A 23,417-nucleotide genomic window follows, 5' to 3' on the forward strand; every position below is an offset into this window, starting at 1 on the left:
ATTATGACGAAGCGAAAAAAACATCGCCCGCAGTGATTAGACGTTGATTGCCATTATCAAGGTCTAAATCCAGGGCACCATCTTGATCTATTGTAACAAAACGGCCTGAAAGGGTCTCTCCGGGAAGTCGAACATAGATTTTATCGCCAAGCCCGTGAGCCTGATCTAACCAAGCCGTTCTTATAGAAGCGAAGCCTTCCTTGTTCCATAGTTTATACCAAGGGTCAAAACTATTGAGAAATGCCTCCAACATTTTTCCCGGCTTGGGAGTATTGTCTTTGTTTTGTTCCAAAATACTCGTCGCAGGATATCTCGCATCATCAGGATAATGCTGAAGATTTACGCCAATTCCCATGATGAGGTATTCAAGCTTACCTGAATTATTGGCCTTACTCTCAAGTAGAACACCAGAAATTTTACGCCCTTCAAGAAGAACATCGTTAGGCCATTTCAGGCTTATCTTACACTCAGGGATAAATGTTCTGATGGCATCTGCCAGCCCCAGAGAAGCAACAAAGCTTAAATTAGCGGCTTCAGCGATAGAGACGCTAGGACGCAGAAGAATAGAAAAATAAAGATTTCCCTCGGGACTGGTCCAAGTTCTTCCGTGCCTTCCTCTTCCTGCAGATTGACGAAGGGCCCAGACGACTGTGCCGTCCTGGGCCCCTTGTTCAGCAAGAAGGCGGACTTCGTCATTGGTACTTCCAACTTCATCCCTGCTCTGCAGATCAAAAAAAGGTGGAATAGTTAAGGACGAAGAGCCCTTCATAACATTATTACCCGACAAAAAGTGCCGAAGCAGCAACTGCTGCCCCGTCCATAATCGGTGTGGAGAAAAGAATGAAGAACACGATAAAAGCAGTAGATACTGTCAATACCAAGGTCATTTCCCCACCGATGGGTTTATCAAAAGATGTGCTTGCCTCATCGAAGTACATAACCTTGATGATGCGGAGATAATAGAATGCTCCGATCACAGAAGTTAAGATACCGATGACAGCAAGGGTTGTTAGGCCCGCGTTAACAGCTGCAGCAAAAACAACATACTTTGCGAAGAAACCAGCCAATGGAGGAATACCCGCCATTGAGAACATGAAGATAGTAAGAGCAAAAGCCATCATAGGACTTGTTTTACTCAAGCCTTTGAGGTCATCAATATTCTCAACCATATTTCCCTTCTGGCGCATACTGAGAATGCAGGCAAAAGTTCCCATGTTCATGAATATGTAAATGGTCATATAGATAATAAGGCCAGATATACCTTCTTCAGTTCCAGCTGCAAGGCCAACCAAAGCAAAACCAATATTACCAATAGAGCTATACGCCATCAGACGTTTGATATTTGTCTGCTTAATAGCAGCCAAAGAACCCAAAATCATGGACGCAAGAGCAACGAAGACAATTATCTGCTGCCATTCGTTTACAAGAGATCCGAAAGGATCACTCAGCAAACGGGCAAACAAGGTAATAGCCGCGACTTTAGGCGCAGAGGCAAAAAAGGCTGTAACAGGTGTTGGCGCACCTTCGTAAACATCAGGTGTCCACATGTGGAAAGGAACCGCAGAGATCTTGAAAGCAATCGCAGCACAAACGAATACCAAACCAACAATTAAGCCAATCTGTGGTGATTGATCAGCACTAGACAACACATTACCAAGAATGTCGAAATCCGTAGTTCCGGTAAAGCCATAGATCATGGAGCAACCGTAAAGCAGCATTCCGGAAGACAAAGCGCCAAGTACGAAATACTTCAAACCTGCTTCTGAAGAACGGAGATTTTCACGGCGAATAGCTGCAATCACATAAAGTGCGAGACTTTGAAGTTCCAGGCCAACGTATAGTGACATCAGGTCATTCGCTGAAATCATCATCAGCATACCCAGTGTCGCAAGAACCATCAGGACAGGAATTTCGAACTTGGCCATACCCTCTCGTTCAACAAAGCGTTGGGTCATGAGAATACCGAAACCAGATGCCACCAAAACAACGAGTTTCATGTAATCGCCATAGGCATCAACAATATATAAACCGTCGAAGGCAAGCCCTGCGGGGCGGTCACCAAGAAAGATAATTGCAAAGGCGATTGCCAAAACGGCAACTGACATTGCAGAGACAAAACTGGCGGTATTTTTGCCAGCATAAGCCCCATACATCAGAAGAACTGTAGCTGCACATGCCAGGAAAATTTCGGGCAATGCCAGTGATAGATCTGTTGTGATCATCTTGATAGACCCTCTATTGACCAAAGACCTGCGCAAACATCGGCGCAGCGTTAGAGGCTGCAATTGCAGTCTCATAGTTATTTACAAGGTTGCTCACAGAGGCTGACATCACATCCAGGAAACTCGGCGGGTAAATACCCATCCAAATTGTGATTACAATCAAAGGAGCAAAAATAGCTTTTTCGCGAAGACTCAGATCCATCAGAGATTTCAGGTCGTCTTTTTCGAGCTTGCCAAAGATTACTTTGCGATACAGCCAAAGCATATAGGCTGCGCCAAGAACCATCCCGGTTGCAGCCAAAGCAGCAACCCAAGTGTTAGCTTTGAAAGCACCGACTAAAACCAAGAACTCGCCAACAAAACCACCCGTTCCAGGTAGACCGACAGAAGCCAGCATAAAGACCATGAACATCAGAGCATAAACAGGCATGCGTTCAACGACACCACCATAACTCGCAATCATACGAGTGTGCATCCGGTCATATATCACCCCAACACAAAGGAAGAGTGCAGCAGATACGATACCGTGAGAGAGCATTTGGTAGATAGCCCCTTCGATACCCTGTTGGTTAGCTGCGAAGATCCCGATAGTCACAAAACCCATATGCGCAACGGAAGAATAAGCAATAAGCTTTTTCATATCTTCCTGTGCAAGAGCAACCAGAGACGTATAAATCACCGCAATAATAGATAGAGCGTAGATTAGTGGGGTAAAGTAAACAGATGCTTCAGGCATCATCGGTAAAGAGAACCGTAAGAAACCATAAGCACCCATTTTCAGAAGAACACCGGCCAGGATCACCGACCCTGCTGTTGGAGCTTCAACGTGTGCATCTGGAAGCCAGGTATGAACTGGCCACATCGGTACTTTCACAGCAAAAGAAGCAAAGAAGGCAATCCAGAGCCATTTCTGCATTTCAGCCGGGAAATTATAGGTAAGCAATTCGGTGATATCAGCGGAACCTGCTTCGTAATACATAGCTAGAATAGCCACGAGCATCAAAACAGAACCAGCAAGAGTATAGAGGAAAAGCTTAAACGCTGCATATACCCGACGCGCTCCACCCCAAATCCCGATGATCAGGAACATTGGAATAAGAACGCCTTCGAAGAAGATATAGAAGACGACGATATCCAAAGCACAGAACATACCGATCATCATGGTTTCCAGAATAAGGAAGGAAACCATGTATTCTTTAACGCGGGTTTTAACTGGTCCCCATGAAGAAAGAATACAGATTGGTGTCAGAAGTGTTGAAAGAAGTACAAACAGTACGGAAATACCATCAACACCCATACGGTATGATAACCCAAGGGATGGCATCCACTCTACTTCTTCAACAAACTGGAACTCAGCAGTTCCGCGCTCAAAACCAGTCCAGAGGAGAAGTGAGACAAGGAACGTAACGCCAGATACCCAAATAGCTACCCAGCGGGAATTCTTTGCTACGGCTTCTTCATTATCACCACGAATTAAAAGAATGAACAGGGCACCGAGTAATGGCGCAAAGGTCACGATAGAGAGAATATGATCTTGCATAGCTTCTAACCCGCGTTGGTAACAATGTACCAAGTAATCAGAGCAACAACCCCGATCAACATGGCAAAAGCATAATGATAGACATACCCGCTCTGAAGCTGACTAGCCTTACCAGCAAGTCTGCGTGTCAGAGCAGTAACACCGTCAGGACCATAAGCATCAATCACAGCACCATCCCCAGATTTCCAGAGGAAGCGACCGAGTTTGAGTGCCGGACGTACGAACAAGAAGTCATACAACTCGTCAAACATCCACTTTCTGTACACGAAAGTATGGATTGGCTTGATGAGACTAACAAATGTTGCAGGTAAGCTTGGTACGAACATATAGAAGACATATGCCAATACGATCCCACTTACAGCAGCCGCAAGAGGTACAATTTTAACCCACGTTTCGACATGGTGAGCGGCTTCGACACTATCGTTACCAGCAAGTACGAAGATCGAATCACCCCAGAAATCGGCTCTCGCATCGCCAACAAAATAGCTATAGCCCATCCAACCAGCGAAGACTGCACCAATTGCAAGAACGATCAGCGGTATCATCATTGACATCGGCGATTCATGAACGCCCTGCATGGTGTGTTCATCAGCACGTGGGTTACCGTGGAAGGTCATGATAATCAGACGCCAGGAATAAAACGCTGTCATGAAAGCCGCAGCCGTTCCAGCCCAAAAAGCAAAATTACCCTGTGTAGTATGCGCACCGTAAGCCGCTTCAAGGATTAGATCTTTAGAGAAGAAACCCGAGAAAGGAGGTAAACCAGCCAGTGCAATTGAACCAATCCACATCAAGATATAGGTCGCAGGGATCATTTTCCAGATACCGCCCATCTTGCGCATGTCCTGCTCATGATGCATGGCGTGAATGACAGAACCAGCACCAAGGAACAACAACGCTTTGAAGAAAGCGTGAGTCATCAGGTGGAAAATTGCACCGCCATAAGCAGAAACGCCAATCGCAAAGAACATATAACCCAACTGAGAGCAGGTTGAATAAGCGATCACACGCTTGATATCAAACTGTGTCAGGCCAATTGTCGCCGCAAAGAAAGCTGTCGCAGCACCGACATAGGTAACCACTTCAAGAGCAGCAGGTGCATATTCGAACACAGGTGAGAAGCGACAGAGCATAAAGATACCAGCCGTCACCATCGTTGCAGCATGAATGAGCGCGGAAACAGGCGTTGGGCCTTCCATCGCATCCGGTAACCAGGTGTGCAAACCAAGCTGAGCTGATTTACCCATGGCACCGATAAAGAGCAATAGACACACAATCGTCAGCGCGTGGCCTTCAAAGCCAAGGAAGGTGAATTGAGCTGTTGAAAGAGCCGCAGCTTGCGGAAAGATCTGGGCAAAATTAACTGTTCCAAAAAGAACAAAAACACCCATGATCCCAAGTGCAAAACCGATATCCGCGACCCGGTTTACCAAGAAAGCCTTGATAGCAGCAGCACATGCTGATGGTTTTTCATACCAAAAACCAATGAGCAGGTAAGACGCCAGGCCAACACCTTCCCAACCAAAAAACATTTGAACCAGGTTATCTGAAGTAACCAGCATCAACATAAAGAAGGTGAAAAGAGAAAGGTATGAGAAGAACCGTGAGATTGATTTATCCTCGGACATGTACCCGATGGAATAAAGATGAACCATGGAGGAAACCACGGTTACAACAATCAACATTACCGCTGTAAGGGTATCTACTTTCAGTGCCCAATTTAGCTGCAGATCACCAGAGTTGATCCAAGTAAACACAGGAGAGATACGCGCATTACCATCAAGTGCGACATCTTTGAATACCACGAATGATAGAACCGCAGATACAAGCAATAACCCCGTAGTTAAGACCTGTGCCCCACGATCGCCTATCACCTTGCCAAAAAGACCCGCGATGAAAGCACCGAGTAGAGGCAGAAAGACTATAAAATATTCCATCGTCGGATTAGCCCTTCATCATGTTAATATCTTCGACCGCGATAGAACCGCGATTACGGAAGTAGATTACCAGGATCGCCAGACCAATTGCAGCTTCAGCAGCAGCAACTGTAAGAATAAAGACGGCGAAGACCTGACCAACCAGATCACCCATATGGGTAGAGAAAGCCACAAAATTGATGTTTACGGCGAGTAACATCAGTTCAATAGACATCAGGATAACGATGACGTTCTTTCTGTTAAAAAAGATGCCAAAGATACCAAGAGTAAATAAAACTGCCGCAACAATCAGGTAATGGGCTAGACCAATTTCTAACATGGTTAGATTCCACTCCCGCTGGATACTTTTTTGATTTCAACGGACTCTTCACGGGTACGATTTACCTGATCGGAAATGACCTGTTTGCGAACACCTTCACGTTTACGGAGGGTCAGTACAATTGCACCGATCATCGCAACGAGCAGGATCATTCCACAAGCTTGGAAGAGATATACATATTTAGTGTAGAGAACTTGGCCCAATGCCCGGGTATTATGAACCACATCAATATTCGGGATTGGAACAGCAGCTACAGCAACTGCATCTGGCGACGCAAAGGTGGAAGAGAGGATAAGAACCAGCTCAACCAGTAAAACGAGGCCAATAGAACCACCAAGTAAAAGGTGTTGTTTAAAACCCTGGCGCGCTCTCTCTATGTTGATATCAAGCATCATAACAACAAAGAGGAACAGAACTGCCACAGCTCCAACGTAAACAACGACCAAGATCATTGCTAAGAATTCAGCCCCCATTAATACAAATAGGCCTGCTGCGTTGAAGAAACAGAGGATCAAGAACAATACCGAATGAACCGGGTTCTTAGAGGAGACCACCATAAGAGCCGAAGCAATGGAGATCGTTGCAAATACATAAAAGACGAGAGCCTGAATGATCATTTGGCTACCCTTTCTTTACGAGCCTGGTGTCGGCATATGATATTTTTCATAAACACTTTTTTATCCCAAGCTCTTAGCGGTAAGGCGCATCCAAAGCGATGTTTTGCGCAATTTCGGTTTCCCAACGGTCACCGTTCGAAAGAAGCTTGTCCTTATTGTAGAAAAGCTCCTCACGTGTCTCAGTCGCAAACTCAAAGTTTGGTCCCTCAACAATGGCGTCCACGGGGCAAGCCTCTTGGCAAAATCCGCAATAGATACACTTCGTCATGTCAATGTCGTAACGCGTTGTACGACGACTGCCGTCATCACGCGGTTCGGACTCAATTGTAATGGCTTGCGCAGGGCAAATCGCTTCACACAATTTACAAGCAATGCAACGTTCTTCCCCATTAGGGTATCGACGTAATGCATGTTCTCCACGAAAACGCGCACTGATCGGCCCCTTTTCGAATGGATAGTTCAGGGTAACCTTTGGTTTGAAGAAGTACTTCAAAGTTAAGGCCATGCCGGAAAGCAGTTCCGTCAAAAGAAGACTGCGGACTGGGTTTTTCATAAAAGCCATCGTCCTCTATCTCTCCACGTTTTTAATTTTTTTGTTTTTTTTCATTGCCATTAATCTCACTGAGCCGCCGGTAAGAGGTCAAAGCCAACGAGAACACCAGCTGTAAGCAATACCCAAAATAGTGTGAATGGTAAGAATACTTTCCACCCAAGGCGCATCAACTGGTCATAACGGAACCGAGGGAAAGTCGCTCGAACCCAAAGGAAACCAAAAAGTACAAGTGCAATTTTAAGAGATAACCAAATCGGACCCGGGATCCAATTAAAGGGCGCAATATCGAAAGGTGGCAACCATCCACCAAGGAACAAGATTGCAGCCATCGCACTCATCAGGATCATGTTTGCGTATTCACCAAGGAAGAATAGCGCAAAACTCATCGAAGAATATTCGACCATGAAACCAGCTACGAGTTCTGACTCACCTTCAGGCAAATCGAAGGGTGAACGGTTGGTTTCCGCCAGAATAGAAATGAAGAAGATCACAAACATTGGAAGCAGCGGGAAAGCATACCAGTTGAAAATGCCGTAATCACCCTTCTGGGCTAGGACAATATCCGAAAGGTTTAGCGAGCCTACACACATCAAAACGGTGATAATGACTAGTCCCATGGAAACTTCGTAAGAAACCATCTGGGCTGCAGAACGAAGAGCACCAATAAATGGATATTTAGAGTTGGAGGCCCACCCCGCCATAATCACGCCGTATACACCGAGTGACGAAATAGCAAAGAGGTAGAGAATACCAACGTTAATATCGCTGATCACGAGGCCGTCACCAAAAGGGATCACCGACCAAGCTACAAGGCTGAGGATAAAGGTCAGCATTGGCGCCATGATGAAAACGATTTTGTTAGATCCTGAAGGAAGAATTGTTTCCTTCATCATTAACTTCACCGCATCAGCAAAAGGCTGCAGTAGGCCAAAAGGACCAACTACGTTAGGGCCTTTACGCAATTGCATCGCCCCGATAACTTTACGCTCAAAGTAAGTCAGGTAGGCAACGGCAATAAGTAGTGGCCCAACGACCAGCATAATTTGCGCAACGATAATTATCGTTGGCAGAGCGTATCCTTCCCAGAAATCAACCATTGGTTCCTGTAGCTCCCTGCTCTTTACCTAGTACAAATTGCTCTGTACAGGCAGACATCGTTTCGGATGAACGGCTGATTGGATCAGTCATGTAGAAGTTTTCAATAACTGCGCTGAACGGATCAGATGAAAGCTCTCCGGTATCTTTGGCGAAATCAGTCCAGGCACCGCTGTCGACTTGATCAACTGCTGCAAATATTGGATTAACTTCAATAAGACGCTGACGGAGCTGGCCAATATTATCATATGGTAAAGCTTCACCCACGTGTTCAGACAAAGCACGAAGAATTGTCCAATCCTCCCGTGCTTCACCAGGTGGGAAGACCGCCAAGCGACCGAGTTGAACTCGACCTTCCGTATTCACGTAAGTACCGTTCTTTTCTGTGTAGGCAGCACCAGGCAAAATTACATCCGCAGCTGACGCTCCGGCATCTCCATGGTGCCCCTGATAGATAACAAAAGTATCTTTGAGTTTTGAAGTATCAACTTCGTCAGCCCCGAGAAGATAAACCGCTTTCACGCTACCTTTTTCAGCACCATCAAGGATACCCTCGACATCAAGTCCGTCATTACCAGGAACAAAGCCCAGATCCAGACCTGCAACGCGAGATGCTGCAGTATGAAGAATGTTAAATCCATTCCAATCATCCTGAACAAGATCAAACTTGTCAGCAATCGCCTTAGCTTCAGCCAATACAGCTGCGCCATCTTTACGAGTAAGCGCCCCCATACCAACAATGATCATTGGCTTTTTGGCTTCTTTAAGAACCTTTGCAAAGGAATTCTTGCCGGAAGCAACGTCCTTAAGTGTGTCAGGACCTGCGCCAAGATACTCATATTCATAAGTAAGATCGACGGCTTCGCCAATCATACCCACCTTGAAACCACCTTCTAGGAAACGCTTACGAAGGCGTGCATTTACAAGAGCGGCTTCCCAACGTGGGTTTGTGCCAACAAGAAGTACAGCATCGGCGTCTTCAATACCTGCGATAGAGGTATTGAACAGATAAGCTGAGCGGCTTGTGCTATCGATTTTTGCACCATCTTGACGACAATCGATATTGGAAGACCCTAGATTGGACATCAGATCTTTAAGAGCGAGCATTGATTCGGCGTCATTCAGATCACCCGTAATCGCAGCGATTTCACTACCTTTAAGGGGAGACAACTTCTCTTTTATTGCAGAGAAAGCTTCGTCCCAAGTCGCAGCCTTGAGCTTACCATCAACACGGACATAAGGACGGTCGAGGCGCTGACGGCTCAATCCATCCGTAATATAACGGGTTTTATCCGAGATCCACTCTTCATTTACATCTTCGTGAATACGCGGAAGCACACGAAGAACTTCGCGACCACGAACATCAACCCGAATGTTTGAACCAACCGCATCCATAACATCCACAGAGTTTACTTTTTTCAACTCCCAGGGACGTGCGTTAAATGCATAAGGCTTTGATGTCAGAGCACCGACAGGACAAACATCCACCAGGTTTCCTGACAGTTCAGTATTTACAGCCTTTTCCAAGGTTGTAATCTCAACATGGCCACCACGGTTAAGTAGACCCATTTCTTCAATACCGGCAACTTCGGTCGAAAAACGAACACAACGTGTGCACTGGATACAACGGGTCATGATCGTTTTGATCAAAGGGCCCATGTACTTTTCTTTGGCAGCACGTTTGGTTTCTTTGTAACGCCCGTGATCAAGACCGAAAGCCATGGCTTGATCCTGCAAATCACACTCACCACCTTGGTCACAAATCGGACAATCAAGTGGGTGGTTGATCAGAAGGAATTCCATAACCCCTTTACGGGCCTTTTTAACTACGTCACTGTCCGTTTTGATGACCATGCCTTCACCAACCGGCATTGCACAAGAAGCAATCGGTTTAGGGGCACGTTCCATCTCAACCAGACACATCCGGCAGTTACCAGCTACGGAGAGACGCTCGTGATAACAAAAACGAGGAACCTCTGCACCGGCAAGTTCGCAGGCCTGAAGAACTGTCAGACCATTTGCGACTTCGATTTCTTTACCGTCAATCGTCAACTTTGGCATCAGTCTCTCCTATTCCGCTGCCTGGCGAGATTGCTTGTACTCATTAATCCTGCGTTCGAGTTCCGGACGGAAATTCCGGATCAAACCCTGGACTGGCCAAGCAGCAGCATCACCTAGTGCACAGATGGTGTGACCTTCAACTTGCTTTGTTACATCCCAAAGCATATCGATCTCTTCAACATCTGCTTCACCACGAACCATGCGTTGCATCAAGCGGAACATCCAGCCTGTGCCTTCACGACAAGGCGTACATTGTCCACAACTTTCATGTTGATAGAAATGTGAAAGGCGACAAATAGCTTCGACAACATCGGTTGATTTATCCATCACGATAACAGCAGCAGTCCCAAGACCAGAACCTGCTTCGCGTAGAGCGTCAAAGTCCATTGTCATGGTGTCACATACGTGTTTTGGAAGCATTGGTACTGATGATCCGCCCGGAATAACAGCCAGGAGGTTATCCCAACCGCCACGTACACCACCGGCATGTTTTTCGATAAGCTCACGCAAAGGAATACTCATGGCTTCCTCAACGTTACATGGCTTATTTACATGACCGGAAATGGAGAAGATTTTGGTACCTGTGTTGTTTTCCCGACCGAATTGTTTCCACCAATCAGCTCCACGACGGAGAATGGTTGGAGAAACCGCAACGGTCTCAACATTGGTAACGGTCGTCGGGCAGCCATACAGGCCACAAGCAGCTGGGAATGGAGGCTTCAAACGAGGTTGGCCTTTTTTACCTTCCAGGCTTTCAAGCAGAGCCGTTTCTTCACCACAGATATAAGCACCTGCGCCGCGATGGACATGAACGTCAAACGCCCAACCGGATCCACAGGCATCATCACCTAACAAACCGTCAGCGCGCGCCTGCTCTACTGCAGCTTCCAGACGTGTGGATTCAAGATAGTACTCACCACGGATATAGATATAAGCCGTGTGGGCGCCCATCGCAAAACCAGCAATTAAACACCCTTCGATTAGCGTGTGTGGATCGTTACGCATGATCTCACGGTCTTTACAAGAACCAGGCTCTGATTCATCTGCGTTAACCACAAGATAACTCGGACGACTTGGATCTTCTTTCGGCATGAAGGACCACTTGATCCCAGCGGGGAAACCCGCTCCACCACGTCCACGAAGACCAGAATCTTTCATCCGGTTAACAATTTCTTCGCGGCCAAGAGCAACCAAGTCTTTAGTGTTATTCCAGATGCCACGTTCTTTAGCACCTTCAAGACCCCAGTCATTCTGGCCGTAAAGATTTTGGAAAATACGATCTTTATCTTCTAGCAGCTGCATCACTCACCCCCTTTTAGGGTTGTGCGCTCGCCTTCCGGCGCTGAAGTTAATCGACCAGTCTGGGATCCGATTGGAACATCTTTTCCTGCACGAAGGTCGTCAACAATTTCACTCATGCGCTCAGGAGATAAATCTTCGTAATACCAATCGTTAATCTGGACCATCGGCGCATTGCAACATGCCCCCATGCATTCAACTTCAACAACTGAGAACAGACCATCTTCGCTAACGTCACCAGCTTTACTTACGCCAATTTTATCCATCGCAGCTTTGAGGATGTTATCCGAGCCGTTCAACCAACAAGGCGTTGTACGGCATACTTGAATAAAGTACTTCCCTACCGGCTTCAGATTAAACATCGTGTAGAAAGTTGCTACCTCATGGGCACGAATAGGTGCAATATCGAGGTACTCTGCAACGTATTCGATTGCTTCAGGTGGTAGCCAGCCATCATTTTGCTTCTGAGCTATATAAAACAGACTGATAATGGCACTGGCCTGACGACCTTCTGGATACTTAGCAACGATTTTCTCTGCTTCACGAAGGCTTTCTTCGGTAAACTTGAAATCGCCTGTTTTAGCTTTTGGAAAACTACTGGTTTTCATCGGTCGACCTCGCCAAACACGATATCCATGGATCCAAGAATAGCCACACTATCGGCCAACATATGACCGCGGCACATATAATCCATGGCAGCAAGATGGGCAAAGCCCGGTGCTTTGATTTTACAACGGTAAGGTTTGTTAGATCCATCTGAAACGAGATAGACACCAAACTCACCCTTAGGAGCTTCTACAGCGACATAGGTTTCCCCTTCAGGAACGTGGAAACCTTCTGTGTAAAGCTTGAAGTGATGGATCAATGCTTCCATTGATTTTTTCATATCATCACGTCTTGGGGGTGTTACCTTATGATTAGGCGCAAGAACAGGTCCCTCAGGCATATTAGCAATACACTGCTTCATAATGCTCAAGGACTGGCGCATTTCTTCGATACGTACCAAGTACCGATCGAAACAGTCACCGTTTTTACCAACAGGAATGTCAAAATCGAGCTCAGCGTAACAATCGTAAGGTTGTGACTTTCTTAGATCCCAAGCGACGCCAGAACCACGAAGCATTGGACCTGACAATCCCCAATCCATGGCTTCATCAAAGTTCATAACCCCGATATCAACGGTACGTTGACGGAAAATTCTGTTCTCAGTCAACAGGCCTTCGAGATCGTCTAGGAAAGCGGGATACTGTTCAATGAAGTCAGAAATATCGCTCAACAACCCAGCAGGAAGGTCCTGGTGAACACCACCTGGACGGAAATAAGCTGCGTGCATACGTGCACCACAAGCTCTTTCGTAGAACTCCATCAGAATTTCACGTTGCTCAAAGCCCCAAAGGATCGGGGTCATAGCACCGACGTCAATGGCAAAGGTCGAGATATTAAGGATGTGATTTAAGATACGTCCGATTTCACAGTAAAGTACCCGAATGTACTGACCGCGTTTTGGCACTTCGATATCAAGCATCTTTTCAACGGCAAGGGCAAAAGCGTGCTCTTGGTTCATTGGAGCGACATAATCGAGACGATCGAAATATGGCAAAGCCTGTAAATAGGTTTTGTATTCGATTAGCTTTTCTGTACCGCGATGAAGAAGACCGACATGCGGATCAGCGCGTTCAATGATCTCACCGTCCATTTCCAGGACGAGACGAAGAACACCGTGAGCAGCTGGATGCTGAGGGCCAAAGTTCAGCGTAAGTGGCTTAATCGTAGCTTCAGCCATTAAGCATTGCCCCCTTCTTTGTCTTGCTCGGCTTTTTCATCACCAGGAAGGTTTACAATCCCTTCCCATGGGCTTGAAAAATCAAAGTTACGAAACTCTTGCGCCAACTTAACGGGCTCATAGACAACCCGTTTCTGGGTTTCGTCGTAACGCACTTCAACATAGCCTGTAAGCGGAAAGTCTTTGCGTAGAGGATGCCCTTCAAAACCATAATCTGTAAGCATGCGACGCAGGTCAGGATGGTTCGCAAAAAAGATACCGTACATGTCCCAGATCTCGCGCTCATACCAGATTGCAGAGCTAAACAAGGGCGCCACCGATTCTACCGGTACATCCTCTGTCGCAGCGATCTTTACTTTGATGCGTTGATTATGGGTCAGAGAAAGGAGACAGTAAACAATCTCAAAACGCAATTCACGGCTAGGATAATCCACAGCCGTTTGTTCTACGAGCTGTCTAAATTGACAGTTCTGATTATCTCTTAAGAACTTTAGCACTTCGAGAAGTGTATCTGGTTTAGCCCAAACAACGAGTTCGTCGTTTTTAAGCTCAGTCCCAGTAACAGCTTCGCCCAAAGTGGTAGCGATAAAATCGCTTAAGTCCAGTAAAGCCTGATTCATATGGTTCACCAGTATTAGGAATGCCGAGAAGGCTTACCTGCGGAATTTCGCGGTACGTTTGATTTTCTTTTGAAGCTGCAAGATACCATAAATTAGGGCTTCAGCCGTAGGCGGGCACCCGGGAACATAGATATCAACAGGAACAACACGATCGCAGCCACGAACAACTGAATAGGAGTAGTGATAATAACCACCGCCATTAGCACATGACCCCATTGAGATTACCCAACGAGGTTCAGGCATTTGATCGTAAACCTTACGAAGCGCCGGTGCCATTTTATTGGTTAGCGTTCCAGCAACAATCATCACGTCTGACTGACGTGGTGAAGGGCGGAATACCATTCCAAAACGGTCAAGATCATAACGGCTACAAGCCGAATGCATCATTTCTACAGCACAACATGCCAGACCAAAAGACATTGGCCATAAAGAACCTGTCTGAGCCCAACCTGCTAGCTGATCCATCCGCGCCAAGACAAAACCACGATCGGCGAGTTCTTCGCCAACGTTTTGCAGAACAAGATCTTGCTCAGGTCCTGGAGGCAGCGGAGCCCCATCCTTGAGAGCTGGATTAGAGATTACTCCCATTCCAAAGCCCCTTTCTTCCATTCGTATGCAAAGCCAATCGTCAAGATGACCAGGAAGATCACCATGGACCAGAAACCGAAAAGACCGATATCACTTAAGGATACGGCCCAAGGGAACAGGAAGGCTACTTCAAGATCAAAAATAATGAAGAGGATAGCTACCAAGTAGAAGCGTACATCAAAACGACCACGAGCATCGTCAAATGCTTCGAAGCCACACTCATAAGAACTGAATTTTTCCGAATCAGGGTGCTGTTTAGCCATGATTACAGATGCCAGCAACATAACGGTTGCCAGACCAATCGCTATTCCGAGAAAGATCAAAATTGGCAAGTATTCTGCCAACAATCCATCTAAGCCCATCTCTCCATTCGATCTGCACAATCGTTATCGCACAAATCGCCTTTCATGTCGTATATGACAAGAAGCCTTACCGGCCCTATTTTTTGGTACGTCCTTAATATCGCCCAAAGGCGACATAAGCAAACACAGAATCGCCACAATCCCTAAAAAAATCGTGTATTCCGAGTGTTAGAATCAAGTATTATCCCGAAGAACTAAAGAAATCACTCTCGTCCTGCAGGATACAATAATTACTGATTTTTATTTAAAGAAGTGATGGCGAGGATGACGAGACTTGAACTCGCGACCTCTGGCGTGACAGGCCAGCGCTCTAACCAACTGAGCTACACCCCCGCAGTAGGTGCCATCGGTGGACGGTTAAGTGGCGAGGATGACGAGACTTGAACTCGCGACCTCTGGCGTGACAGGCCAGCGCTCTAACCAACTGAGCTACACCCCCACATAACCATCCCTGCGGACGAGGGTTTATTTAGTGTAGTACCCTCCCCCTGTCAAGCGACTGAATAGATTCTTCTTTGTTTTTTTCATCTTTTTTTCAAGATGGCGGAAATCCGTAGAAAATCCTTTAGCTTCAATGCCCTAAGAATCGTAATTCATGGTAGAACTTTCCTGAAAATTACCCTTCTTTTACGTAAGAACGATAATTAACAGGTAAGAATCTAGGCAAAAATTTTATCACAATATTTAAAAGAGAACGAATCAACTCTAAGAATGCTTATGTTCGTGGAAATTCTGATTTATGGATACGAGATACTCAAGAAATTCACATCGTGTGAACCATGAAATTCGGCCATGTTTAATTGGTAGAAAGGAATATTGTTAAATTTCAGAACGGGTAATTTTCAAACACGCGACACCACGAATAAAATTTATCCTTTTAGCATCTCTTAACCTCTTCCCTACCACTTTTGGTATATGGGTACAGAAGGTTTAGTTGAATAAATTTCGATAAAGAAATCTCGACCAGATAAATATAAAGTTCACCCTATTAAGAAACTGTACTTCCTGGAACAAATTAGCCTGAACAAAACCAAACTACGATCCGGCCTGCATTAACAGGAACTAAGTTCCGCCAGATAAAGATTAGGAAGTGAATTTTATGGTTCGATTCTCAAAGAACATTCGATAATAAATTTAGAGACTACTTTCGTTGTGATCAGCCCTTGTTGCCAAAGCCCCAGACGAATAAAAGAAGAAGTCTGAACACACACCCGATGACGGGAGATCCAAACCAACCATAAGGCACAAACAAAAACGGCACTCCGTAGAGGAGTGCCGTTTTTTATTAAGACATCTGGTGGGCGATGACAGGCTCGAACTGCCGACCCTCTCGGTGTAAACGAGATGCTCTACCAACTGAGCTAATCGCCCACCAGATGTCTCCGTCTGATGAAGGAGCTTTTAAGGTGATTCGGTTACCTTGGCAAGCCTAAAAATACACAAAAATGACAATAAATATAAAAAAAAGAAATTGAGGCAAAAAAAAACCGGCTGGCGAAGCGCCAACCGGTTTTTTCACAACAACTACAAACAGTTATTTATTGTTCACAGCGTCTTTAAGGCCTTTACCGGCCTTGAACTTAGGCTGCTTAGAAGCAGGGATCTGGATTACTTCACCAGTACGTGGGTTACGGCCCTGTGATGCAGCACGTGCAGCAACACTAAAAGTACCGAAACCAACTAGGCGAACTTCATCACCACCAGTTAGAGCACCAGTAACGGCTTCAAATACACCGTCGATAGCTTTACCAGCATCAGCCTTTGACAGACCAGTTTTCTCGGCAACAGCTGCGACCAAATCATTTTTATTCATGTTGACCCCCCCTCTAATTTTTACGGGTAAGATTGAAAATGTGTCTAGCGACTTCTTGATTGTGCGGTGATTGTAGATCGCTAATGGTTGCGACGTCAATGCAAGAAACGACCGAATCCCAAGGGTTTTGGTAGCATTTTATCTATCTTGCCCCACAAAAAGCACAACTAGTGCGTAATTACTCCCTCACGATCACCCTCATGATGCTTTTCAGAGCCTTTTTCTTCCACCCAATCATCAATAGGCGTTAGATTCTCTGACAAAGCTTCCTTGAGGACCTCATCAACCGTAGAGCAAGGGATAACCTTAAGTCCTTCGAGTACATTCGCAGGAATATCGGCCAAATCTTTTTCATTTTCCTTCGGAATAATGACGGTTTTGATATTCCCTCGCAGAGCGGCAAGCATTTTTTCTTTAAGCCCGCCAATCGGAAGCACTCTTCCACGCAAAGTTACTTCTCCAGTCATCGCCACATCATGACGAATCGGAGTTCCTGTTAATACAGATACGATTGAAGTAACCATCGCAACACCAGCGGATGGACCGTCTTTAGGAGTCGCTCCTTCAGGAACATGTACATGGATATCTTTTTTATCAAAGAGAGATGGTTTAATACCAAATTCCAAGCTGCGACTTTTAACGAAATACTCTGCAGCCTGGATCGATTCTTTCATCACATCACCCAGCTTACCTGTTGCAGATACCTTACCCTTACCCGCAACAGTTACAGATTCGATGGTTAACAATTCACCACCAACTTCAGTCCACGCAAGCCCCGTCACAACACCAACCAGATCTTCTTGTTCTGGTTCACCATACCTAAAGCGTTGAATACCGGCAAAATCACCCAAATTATCGACAGTCACCTGAACAGAATCTTGCTCACCCATTTCGATGTTTTTAATTGCCTTACGCAATAGTTTGGCAATTTCACGTTCTAGGTTACGGACACCGGCTTCACGTGTGTAGTGCTGAATAAGCTTACGGAGAGCTTCATCGTCAATCGCCCATTCACCAGATTTAACACCGTGGTCTTTCAACTGCTTTGGAATTAGATGTCGAATTGCAATCTGCAGCTTCTCGTCTTCTGTGTAGCCAGGAATACGGATAATTTCCATACGATCCAATAGTGGCTGCGGCATACGAAGAGAGTTCGCCGTGGTCACAAACATAACATCTGACAGATCATAATCAACTTCGAGATAGTGATCGTTGAAAGTGTTGTTCTGCTCTGGATCCAAAACCTCAAGCAATGCTGAAGAAGGATCGCCGCGCCAGTCATTCCCGAGCTTATCAATTTCATCTAAGAGGAAAAGCGGATTTGAAGACTTAGCTTTCTTCATCCCCTGAACAACTTTACCCGGCATGGAGCCAATATAGGTACGACGGTGACCGCGAACTTCTGACTCATCACGTACGCCACCCAAGCTCATACGAACAAAATTACGGCCTGTTGCCTTTGCAATGGACTTACCAAGCGAGGTCTTACCAACCCCAGGAGGTCCAACAAGACACAAAATAGGTCCTTTAACTTTGCGCATACGCTGCTGAACTGCCAAATACTCGAGGATACGTTCTTTGACCTTTTCAAGCCCGAAGTGCTCTTCATCAAGAACTTTTCCAGCATTTGGAATGTCTTTCTTGATTTTGGAGCGCTTCTTCCAAGGAATAGAAAGCATCCAATCAAGGTAATTACGAACAACAGTCGCTTCAGCGGACATTGGGCTCATGTTGCGTAATTTTTTGAGCTCAGTTGTCGCCTTTTCATTGGCTTCTTTGGTCAGTTTGGTTTTGGCGATCTTTTCTTCGAGTTCAGCGAGTTCATCTTTACCATCTTCGCCCTCGCCCAACTCTTTCTGAATAGCTTTGAGCTGTTCATTAAGATAATACTCGCGCTGAGTTTTCTCCATTTGGCGTTTAACGCGGTTCCGAATTCTCTTTTCTACCTGCAGAACCCCGATTTCACCTTCCATGAATCCATAGATTGTCTCTAGGCGTTCAGCAATTGTTTCACACTCAAGAAGTTCCTGTTTTTCGGATATCTTAAGCGATAAATGAGAGGCAACTGTATCTGCAAGCTTCCCAGATTCATCAATCTGGTTAATGGAAACAAGAACTTCAGGTGGAATTTTTTTGTTTAGCTTAATGTACTGCTCAAACTGAGAAACGACACTGCGTGTCAATGCATCCAGTTCGCGCTCATCACCCTCGTCTTCCTCAAGAGAAACAGCTTCAGCTTGGAAAAATTCTTCATTATCTGAGAACTTGATAATTTTTGCCCGGCGCACACCCTCGACAAGAACTTTTACAGTTCCATCCGGTAATTTTAATAGCTGGAGAACAGTACCAATCGTTCCAACAGAATATATGTCTGATGGACTAGGATCGTCTTGTGAAGCATTTTTCTGAGTAACAAGCAAAATCTGCTTGTCCTCTTTCATTACATCCTCAAGCGCACGAACGGATTTATCCCGGCCGACAAAGAGAGGCACGATCATATGCGGGAAAACCACAATGTCTCGTAATGGGAGTACGGGATAAATATCACCGTGAGAAATTTCCAACATATATCCTCACAAGCTCTCTGGCTCTAAAACAGATTCGAGGGGGGCGAAAACTCACCCCCCCATAATTAATTCAACTTGATAGTTATGAAGCATTTCCTAACTTTCAAGCCCTCAAAGAGGAACGAAGATTGTTAGGAATCAGTACCGGTATCTTCTTTGCTATCGCCGTAAATATAGAGAGGCTGTGTATTACCAAGAACAACCTCGCTATTAATGACAATCTCTTCGACACCCTTAAGTCCTGGCAATTCGAACATCGTATCGAGAAGAATTCCTTCCATAATGGATCGGAGCCCACGGGCACCGGTTTTACGTTCGATTGCTTTTTTCGCAATTTCAAGTAAAGCACCATCAGTAAAAGTAACGTTTACATCTTCCATCTCGAAGAGACGTTTGTATTGCTTAACCAATGCATTTTTGGGCTGAGACAGAATCTCAACAAGTGCATCAGCATCAAGATCTTCAAGAGTAGCAACAACAGGCAGGCGACCTACGAATTCAGGAATAAGCCCAAACTTCAACAGGTCCTCTGGTTCCACTTCGCGAAGGATATCCCCCATGCGACGTTCATCAGGCCCGACAACATCTGCTCCAAAGCCAATGGAAGACCCCTTGCCACGGCCTGATATAATTTTATCAAGACCAGCAAAAGCACCACCGACAATAAAGAGGATATTTGTCGTATCAACCTGCAAGAATTCCTGTTGAGGATGTTTACGTCCACCTTGTGGTGGAACAGATGCAACCGTGCCTTCCATAATTTTTAGAAGCGCTTGTTGCACACCCTCACCCGAAACATCTCGCGTGATCGAAGGATTGTCGGATTTCCTACTAATTTTATCAACTTCATCAATGTAAACGATACCACGTTGGGCACGCTCTACATTGTAATCGGCAGATTGAAGTAGTTTTAGGATAATATTTTCTACATCTTCACCAACATAACCAGCCTCAGTAAGGGTGGTTGCATCAGCCATTGTAAAGGGAACATCCAAAATGCGGGCAAGTGTTTGAGCAAGAAGCGTTTTACCGCAACCTGTCGGACCAACCAACATAATGTTTGATTTGGCCAACTCGACGTCGCCAGATTTATTCCCATGCGCCAAGCGCTTGTAGTGGTTATGTACAGCGACCGCGAGCACTTTTTTAGCGTGCTTCTGCCCGATGACATAATCATTTAATACATCACAGATGTCCTGAGGAGATGGAACCCCATCGCCAGACTTCACCAGTGAGGATTTATGTTCTTCACGAATGATATCCATACATAGTTCGACACACTCGTCACAAATAAAGACGGTGGGTCCCGCAATAAGCTTGCGAACTTCATGCTGGCTCTTGCCACAGAAGGAACAGTAGAGAGTATTTTTCGAGTCGTTATCGCTCGATTTTGACATTGCGTATGAGCCTCGAAATCAATTCCCAACTAGGTCATGTTGACAGACAGACCCGACCCGCACAATGGGAAATTATCCAGTAACAAGTAAAATTCCTAGACACAGCGCCTAAAGACTTCACTCAGTTTTTAAAAGGGTAACAAACCTTCGTTAATGAACAGTTCCCTGTGCGAATCAAATATAAATAAAATTAGGATGCGTTATCTTCAGTGCTTGGATCAGCTTTACGATGAGAAACTACTTCATCAATCAAACCAAATTTCAGCGCTTCGTCAGGAGTCATAAAGTTATCACGCTCCATACCAGCCTCAATTTTCTCAATCGGCTGACCACAATGCTGAGCATAAAGGTCATTAAGGCGAGCACGGGTTTTGATAATTTCCTGAGCATGGATTTCAATGTCAGTCGCCTGGCCTTGAAAACCGCCTGAAGGCTGATGAATCATAACTTTGGCATTAGGAAGTGCAAAACGCTTACCCTTTGCTCCAGCCATCAGTAGCAATGAACCAGCAGAAGCTGCCTGTCCAACACAAACGGTTGATACCTGTGGCTTGATGTACTGCATAGTGTCGTACATTGCCAGTCCAGCAGTAACAACACCGCCAGGAGAGTTAATATAGAAAGAGATATCCTTTTTGGGGTTATCTGATTCTAGAAACAGCAACTGAGCACAAACCAAACTTGCAACCTGGTCGTTAACTTGACCGGTCAGAAAAATGATCCGCTCTTTCAGAAGCCGGGAATAAATATCATAAGATCGTTCTCCACGGCTAGTCTGCTCGACAACCATGGGAACGAGAGTGTTCATATATATATCGCGTGGATCACTCATGGCTTCCCCTCAAAGTAAAACGCGTGTCGTAGATAAACCAACGAGTTTAGGTCGTTAACTATTCTTCACCAGAAAGTAATATGGGTTGCGCGAGAGATTCGCACAACCCATACCACACGTTTAGTTTTAATAAGCCGAGACTTAAGCGTCTGCGTCAGCCTTTTTAGCAGCAGCTTTTTTAGCTGGCTTCTTAGCTGTTTCTTTTTTCGCAGCCTTCTTAGCCGGCGCTTTTTTCGCAGGCTTTTTCTTAGCAGTTTCAGAGTTTTCAGCTTCGATCTCTTTACGGAGATCTTCTGGAGAAATTGATTTCTCTGTAACTTCTGCCAAATCTACGATGTAGTCGACAACCTTGTCTTCAAAAACAGGGGCGCGAAGATTTGCAAGGGCTTGTGGGTTCTTTTGATAGAACTCAAAAACAGCCTGCTCTTGACCAGGATAGTTACGAGCTTCCTGAAGCAAAGCAGCGTTCAACTCTTCTTGAGTAACTTCGATTTCGTTTTTGGTACCAACTTCAGAAAGAAGCAAACCAAGACGAACACGACGTACAGCGATTGCACGGTACTCTTCTTTCAACTCATCTTCAGATTTGGAAGCATCTTCTTCGTCGAGCTTACCCTGCTCTTTATCAGCCTCAATCTGTTTCCAGATGCCATCGAATTCTGATTCAACCATTGATTCTGGAACATCAAAATCGTGGTTTTCAGCAAGCTGATCAAGAACGTCACGCTTAAGGTGAGAATGAGCGATACGGTCATATTCAACTTTAACCTGCTCAGCTACACGCTCTTTAAGCTTCTCGAGATTTTCTTCACCAAGTTTTTCAGCAAGAGCATCATCGATTTCAGCTGGCGCAGTTTCTTCGATGTCTTTTACTTTAACTTCAAAGATAGCGTCTTGGCCGGAAAGTTTCTCATTGCCATAACCTTCTGGGAAGGTAACGTTTACAGTAACATCATCATCGATGTTCGCACCAACAACCTGCTCTTCAAAACCAGGGATAAACTGGCCAGAACCAAGCTCAAGCTTGAAATCGTCCCCAGCCATTCCAGGAAGAGCTTCACCACCAACAGTTCCTTTGAAATCGATGGTAACAACGTCACCGTCTTTAGCTTTACGCTTTTTCTTCAATGGATTAGTTGTTTTGTGATTTTCAGCAATCCGTCCTAAAGAATCTTCAACTTCTTCGGCAGGAACATCAACAGAAAGCTTTTCAAGCTTCAGTTTTGCGAAATCCATTGGCTCGACATCAGGGATGATTTCGAAAGCAATGCTGTATTCAAGGTCTTTACCTTCATCAAAGGAAGTAACTTCGATTTTAGGCTGCATTGCAGGACGCAGGCTGCGTTCTGAGATAACTTCCTGAGAAGTTTCATTGACTAGAGCTTCAAGCACTTCACCCATTACAGACTTACCGTAACGTTGCTTCATCATAGTCATTGGAACTTTACCAGGACGGAAGCCAGGGAGCTTAACTTGGGTACTTAGCTCAACCAATCGGCTATCGATCTTTGCGTCGATGTCCGCGGCGGAAACAACCACCGTAAATTCGCGTTTCAGATTGTCCGCGTTTGTCTCAGTTACCTGCATTTGCCGGCGACGCCTTTCATATAACGAAAAAAAGACCTGGAGGAACAAAAGCAAGCTGCCCGGGCAGCGCTGGCCTTCCAGGGTCAAACATATTATTTTCGAGTTGGTGCGGGTGAGAGGACTTGAACCTCCACGCCCATAAGGCGCCAGAACCTAAATCTGGTGCGTCTACCAATTCCGCCACACCCGCAATCATTCTCGATTTGGAGGTGTTTAATACATCAA

General features: G+C 45.5%; 20 protein-coding genes and 4 tRNA genes. All 24 read right to left on the reverse strand.

The genetic code is table 11. From position 1 onward, the window contains the following. Nucleotide 1 precedes the first annotated feature (1 nt). The 24 genes from ACOGW3_RS03090 to ACOGW3_RS03205 all read right to left on the reverse strand — a co-directional run bounded on the left by ACOGW3_RS03090 (nt 2) and on the right by ACOGW3_RS03205 (nt 23,382). Complete coding sequence (locus ACOGW3_RS03090) at nt 2-769, reverse strand: biotin--[acetyl-CoA-carboxylase] ligase (protein WP_419901617.1); 768 nt, start codon at nt 767-769, stop codon at nt 2-4. A gap of 7 nt (nt 770-776) precedes the next feature. Beyond that, nucleotides 777-2,222 (reverse strand): NADH-quinone oxidoreductase subunit NuoN, encoded by a 1,446-nt coding sequence (gene nuoN / locus ACOGW3_RS03095; protein WP_419901618.1) that lies wholly within the window; start codon nt 2,220-2,222, stop codon nt 777-779. A 13-nt stretch (nt 2,223-2,235) separates the two neighbouring features. Continuing rightward, a complete protein-coding gene (locus ACOGW3_RS03100) occupies nt 2,236-3,762 on the reverse strand; it encodes an NADH-quinone oxidoreductase subunit M (protein ID WP_419901619.1) in 1,527 nt (508 codons plus the stop codon). Between the two features lie 5 nt (nt 3,763-3,767). Next, complete coding sequence (nuoL, locus tag ACOGW3_RS03105) at nt 3,768-5,699, reverse strand: NADH-quinone oxidoreductase subunit L (RefSeq protein ID WP_419901620.1); 1,932 nt, start codon at nt 5,697-5,699, stop codon at nt 3,768-3,770. 7 nt (nt 5,700-5,706) lie between these two features. After that, nucleotides 5,707-6,018, reverse strand: a complete 312-nt coding sequence (nuoK, locus tag ACOGW3_RS03110; RefSeq protein ID WP_419901621.1) for an NADH-quinone oxidoreductase subunit NuoK — start codon at nt 6,016-6,018, stop codon at nt 5,707-5,709. A 2-nt stretch (nt 6,019-6,020) separates the two neighbouring features. After that, on the reverse strand, nt 6,021-6,635 hold the full coding sequence (locus ACOGW3_RS03115; RefSeq protein WP_419901622.1) for an NADH-quinone oxidoreductase subunit J: 615 nt from the start codon (nt 6,633-6,635) through the stop codon (nt 6,021-6,023). A gap of 73 nt (nt 6,636-6,708) precedes the next feature. After that, entirely contained in the window at nt 6,709-7,197 is a 489-nt protein-coding gene (nuoI, locus tag ACOGW3_RS03120) for an NADH-quinone oxidoreductase subunit NuoI (RefSeq protein ID WP_419901623.1), read from the reverse strand. Between the two features lie 56 nt (nt 7,198-7,253). Continuing rightward, nucleotides 7,254-8,285 (reverse strand): NADH-quinone oxidoreductase subunit NuoH, encoded by a 1,032-nt coding sequence (nuoH, locus tag ACOGW3_RS03125; protein ID WP_419901624.1) that lies wholly within the window; start codon nt 8,283-8,285, stop codon nt 7,254-7,256. After that, the gene (gene nuoG, locus ACOGW3_RS03130) at nt 8,278-10,344 is read right to left on the reverse strand and encodes an NADH-quinone oxidoreductase subunit NuoG (RefSeq protein ID WP_419901625.1); all 2,067 of its coding nucleotides are present in this window, start codon (nt 10,342-10,344) and stop codon (nt 8,278-8,280) included. Before nuoG ends, nuoH begins: the two co-directional genes overlap by 8 nt. 9 nt (nt 10,345-10,353) lie before the next feature. Further along, nucleotides 10,354-11,640, reverse strand: coding sequence for an NADH-quinone oxidoreductase subunit NuoF (gene nuoF, locus ACOGW3_RS03135; RefSeq protein WP_419901765.1), 1,287 nt, complete (start codon nt 11,638-11,640; stop codon nt 10,354-10,356). Between the two features lie 5 nt (nt 11,641-11,645). Next, nucleotides 11,646-12,251 carry an NADH-quinone oxidoreductase subunit NuoE gene (gene nuoE, locus ACOGW3_RS03140; RefSeq protein ID WP_419901626.1) on the reverse strand — a complete coding sequence of 202 codons (606 nt, stop codon included), beginning with the start codon at nt 12,249-12,251 and terminating at the stop codon, nt 11,646-11,648. After that, nucleotides 12,248-13,426, reverse strand: a complete 1,179-nt coding sequence (locus ACOGW3_RS03145) for an NADH-quinone oxidoreductase subunit D (protein ID WP_419901627.1) — start codon at nt 13,424-13,426, stop codon at nt 12,248-12,250. Before ACOGW3_RS03145 ends, nuoE begins: the two co-directional genes overlap by 4 nt. Next, the gene (locus tag ACOGW3_RS03150) at nt 13,426-14,046 is read right to left on the reverse strand and encodes an NADH-quinone oxidoreductase subunit C (protein WP_419901628.1); all 621 of its coding nucleotides are present in this window, start codon (nt 14,044-14,046) and stop codon (nt 13,426-13,428) included. Before ACOGW3_RS03150 ends, ACOGW3_RS03145 begins: the two co-directional genes overlap by 1 nt. Nucleotides 14,047-14,079: 33 nt before the next feature. After that, nucleotides 14,080-14,634 carry a NuoB/complex I 20 kDa subunit family protein gene (locus ACOGW3_RS03155; protein ID WP_380253753.1) on the reverse strand — a complete coding sequence of 185 codons (555 nt, stop codon included), beginning with the start codon at nt 14,632-14,634 and terminating at the stop codon, nt 14,080-14,082. Then, nucleotides 14,625-14,996, reverse strand: a complete 372-nt coding sequence (locus ACOGW3_RS03160; RefSeq protein WP_419901629.1) for an NADH-quinone oxidoreductase subunit A — start codon at nt 14,994-14,996, stop codon at nt 14,625-14,627. The genes ACOGW3_RS03155 and ACOGW3_RS03160 overlap by 10 nt, the downstream gene beginning before the upstream one ends. A 256-nt stretch (nt 14,997-15,252) precedes the next feature. Further along, nucleotides 15,253-15,329 (reverse strand) — tRNA-Asp (locus tag ACOGW3_RS03165). 29 nt (nt 15,330-15,358) lie between these two features. Further along, nucleotides 15,359-15,435: transfer RNA gene (locus ACOGW3_RS03170), tRNA-Asp, on the reverse strand. Between the two features lie 856 nt (nt 15,436-16,291). After that, a tRNA-Val gene (locus ACOGW3_RS03175) sits at nt 16,292-16,367 on the reverse strand. Nucleotides 16,368-16,530: 163 nt separating this feature from the next. Further along, nucleotides 16,531-16,809, reverse strand: a complete 279-nt coding sequence (locus ACOGW3_RS03180; protein WP_380253749.1) for an HU family DNA-binding protein — start codon at nt 16,807-16,809, stop codon at nt 16,531-16,533. A gap of 167 nt (nt 16,810-16,976) precedes the next feature. Next, the gene (lon, locus tag ACOGW3_RS03185) at nt 16,977-19,376 is read right to left on the reverse strand and encodes an endopeptidase La (protein ID WP_419901630.1); all 2,400 of its coding nucleotides are present in this window, start codon (nt 19,374-19,376) and stop codon (nt 16,977-16,979) included. Nucleotides 19,377-19,507: 131 nt separating this feature from the next. After that, nucleotides 19,508-20,773: an ATP-dependent Clp protease ATP-binding subunit ClpX gene (clpX, locus tag ACOGW3_RS03190; protein WP_419901631.1), complete on the reverse strand. Its 1,266-nt coding sequence runs from the start codon at nt 20,771-20,773 to the stop codon at nt 19,508-19,510. A gap of 190 nt (nt 20,774-20,963) precedes the next feature. Further along, nucleotides 20,964-21,605 (reverse strand): ATP-dependent Clp endopeptidase proteolytic subunit ClpP, encoded by a 642-nt coding sequence (gene clpP / locus ACOGW3_RS03195; protein ID WP_419901632.1) that lies wholly within the window; start codon nt 21,603-21,605, stop codon nt 20,964-20,966. 141 nt (nt 21,606-21,746) lie between these two features. Further along, complete coding sequence (tig, locus tag ACOGW3_RS03200; RefSeq protein ID WP_419901633.1) at nt 21,747-23,192, reverse strand: trigger factor; 1,446 nt, start codon at nt 23,190-23,192, stop codon at nt 21,747-21,749. Nucleotides 23,193-23,296: 104 nt separating this feature from the next. Further along, nucleotides 23,297-23,382, reverse strand: a tRNA-Leu gene (locus ACOGW3_RS03205). Nucleotides 23,383-23,417 lie beyond the last annotated feature (35 nt).

Source organism: Kiloniella sp., from assembly GCF_965205715.1.
Lineage (GTDB): Bacteria > Pseudomonadota > Alphaproteobacteria > Kiloniellales > Kiloniellaceae > Kiloniella.

Coding starts and splice junctions, on each gene's coding strand:
- ACOGW3_RS03150 (WP_419901628.1), bottom strand. CDS start 14,046: ATGAATCAGGCTTTACTGGACTTAAGCGATTTTATCGCTACCACTTTG.
- ACOGW3_RS03115 (WP_419901622.1), bottom strand. CDS start 6,635: ATGATCATTCAGGCTCTCGTCTTTTATGTATTTGCAACGATCTCCATT.
- ACOGW3_RS03155 (WP_380253753.1), bottom strand. CDS start 14,634: ATGGGAGTAATCTCTAATCCAGCTCTCAAGGATGGGGCTCCGCTGCCT.
- tig (WP_419901633.1), bottom strand. CDS start 23,192: ATGCAGGTAACTGAGACAAACGCGGACAATCTGAAACGCGAATTTACG.
- ACOGW3_RS03100 (WP_419901619.1), bottom strand. CDS start 3,762: ATGCAAGATCATATTCTCTCTATCGTGACCTTTGCGCCATTACTCGGT.
- nuoH (WP_419901624.1), bottom strand. CDS start 8,285: ATGGTTGATTTCTGGGAAGGATACGCTCTGCCAACGATAATTATCGTT.
- ACOGW3_RS03090 (WP_419901617.1), bottom strand. CDS start 769: ATGAAGGGCTCTTCGTCCTTAACTATTCCACCTTTTTTTGATCTGCAG.
- ACOGW3_RS03145 (WP_419901627.1), bottom strand. CDS start 13,426: ATGGCTGAAGCTACGATTAAGCCACTTACGCTGAACTTTGGCCCTCAG.
- clpX (WP_419901631.1), bottom strand. CDS start 20,773: ATGTCAAAATCGAGCGATAACGACTCGAAAAATACTCTCTACTGTTCC.
- nuoN (WP_419901618.1), bottom strand. CDS start 2,222: ATGATCACAACAGATCTATCACTGGCATTGCCCGAAATTTTCCTGGCA.
- nuoE (WP_419901626.1), bottom strand. CDS start 12,251: ATGAAAACCAGTAGTTTTCCAAAAGCTAAAACAGGCGATTTCAAGTTT.
- nuoK (WP_419901621.1), bottom strand. CDS start 6,018: ATGTTAGAAATTGGTCTAGCCCATTACCTGATTGTTGCGGCAGTTTTA.
- clpP (WP_419901632.1), bottom strand. CDS start 21,605: ATGAGTGATCCACGCGATATATATATGAACACTCTCGTTCCCATGGTT.
- nuoI (WP_419901623.1), bottom strand. CDS start 7,197: ATGGCTTTTATGAAAAACCCAGTCCGCAGTCTTCTTTTGACGGAACTG.
- lon (WP_419901630.1), bottom strand. CDS start 19,376: ATGTTGGAAATTTCTCACGGTGATATTTATCCCGTACTCCCATTACGA.
- ACOGW3_RS03180 (WP_380253749.1), bottom strand. CDS start 16,809: ATGAATAAAAATGATTTGGTCGCAGCTGTTGCCGAGAAAACTGGTCTG.
- ACOGW3_RS03160 (WP_419901629.1), bottom strand. CDS start 14,996: ATGGGCTTAGATGGATTGTTGGCAGAATACTTGCCAATTTTGATCTTT.
- nuoG (WP_419901625.1), bottom strand. CDS start 10,344: ATGCCAAAGTTGACGATTGACGGTAAAGAAATCGAAGTCGCAAATGGT.
- nuoL (WP_419901620.1), bottom strand. CDS start 5,699: ATGGAATATTTTATAGTCTTTCTGCCTCTACTCGGTGCTTTCATCGCG.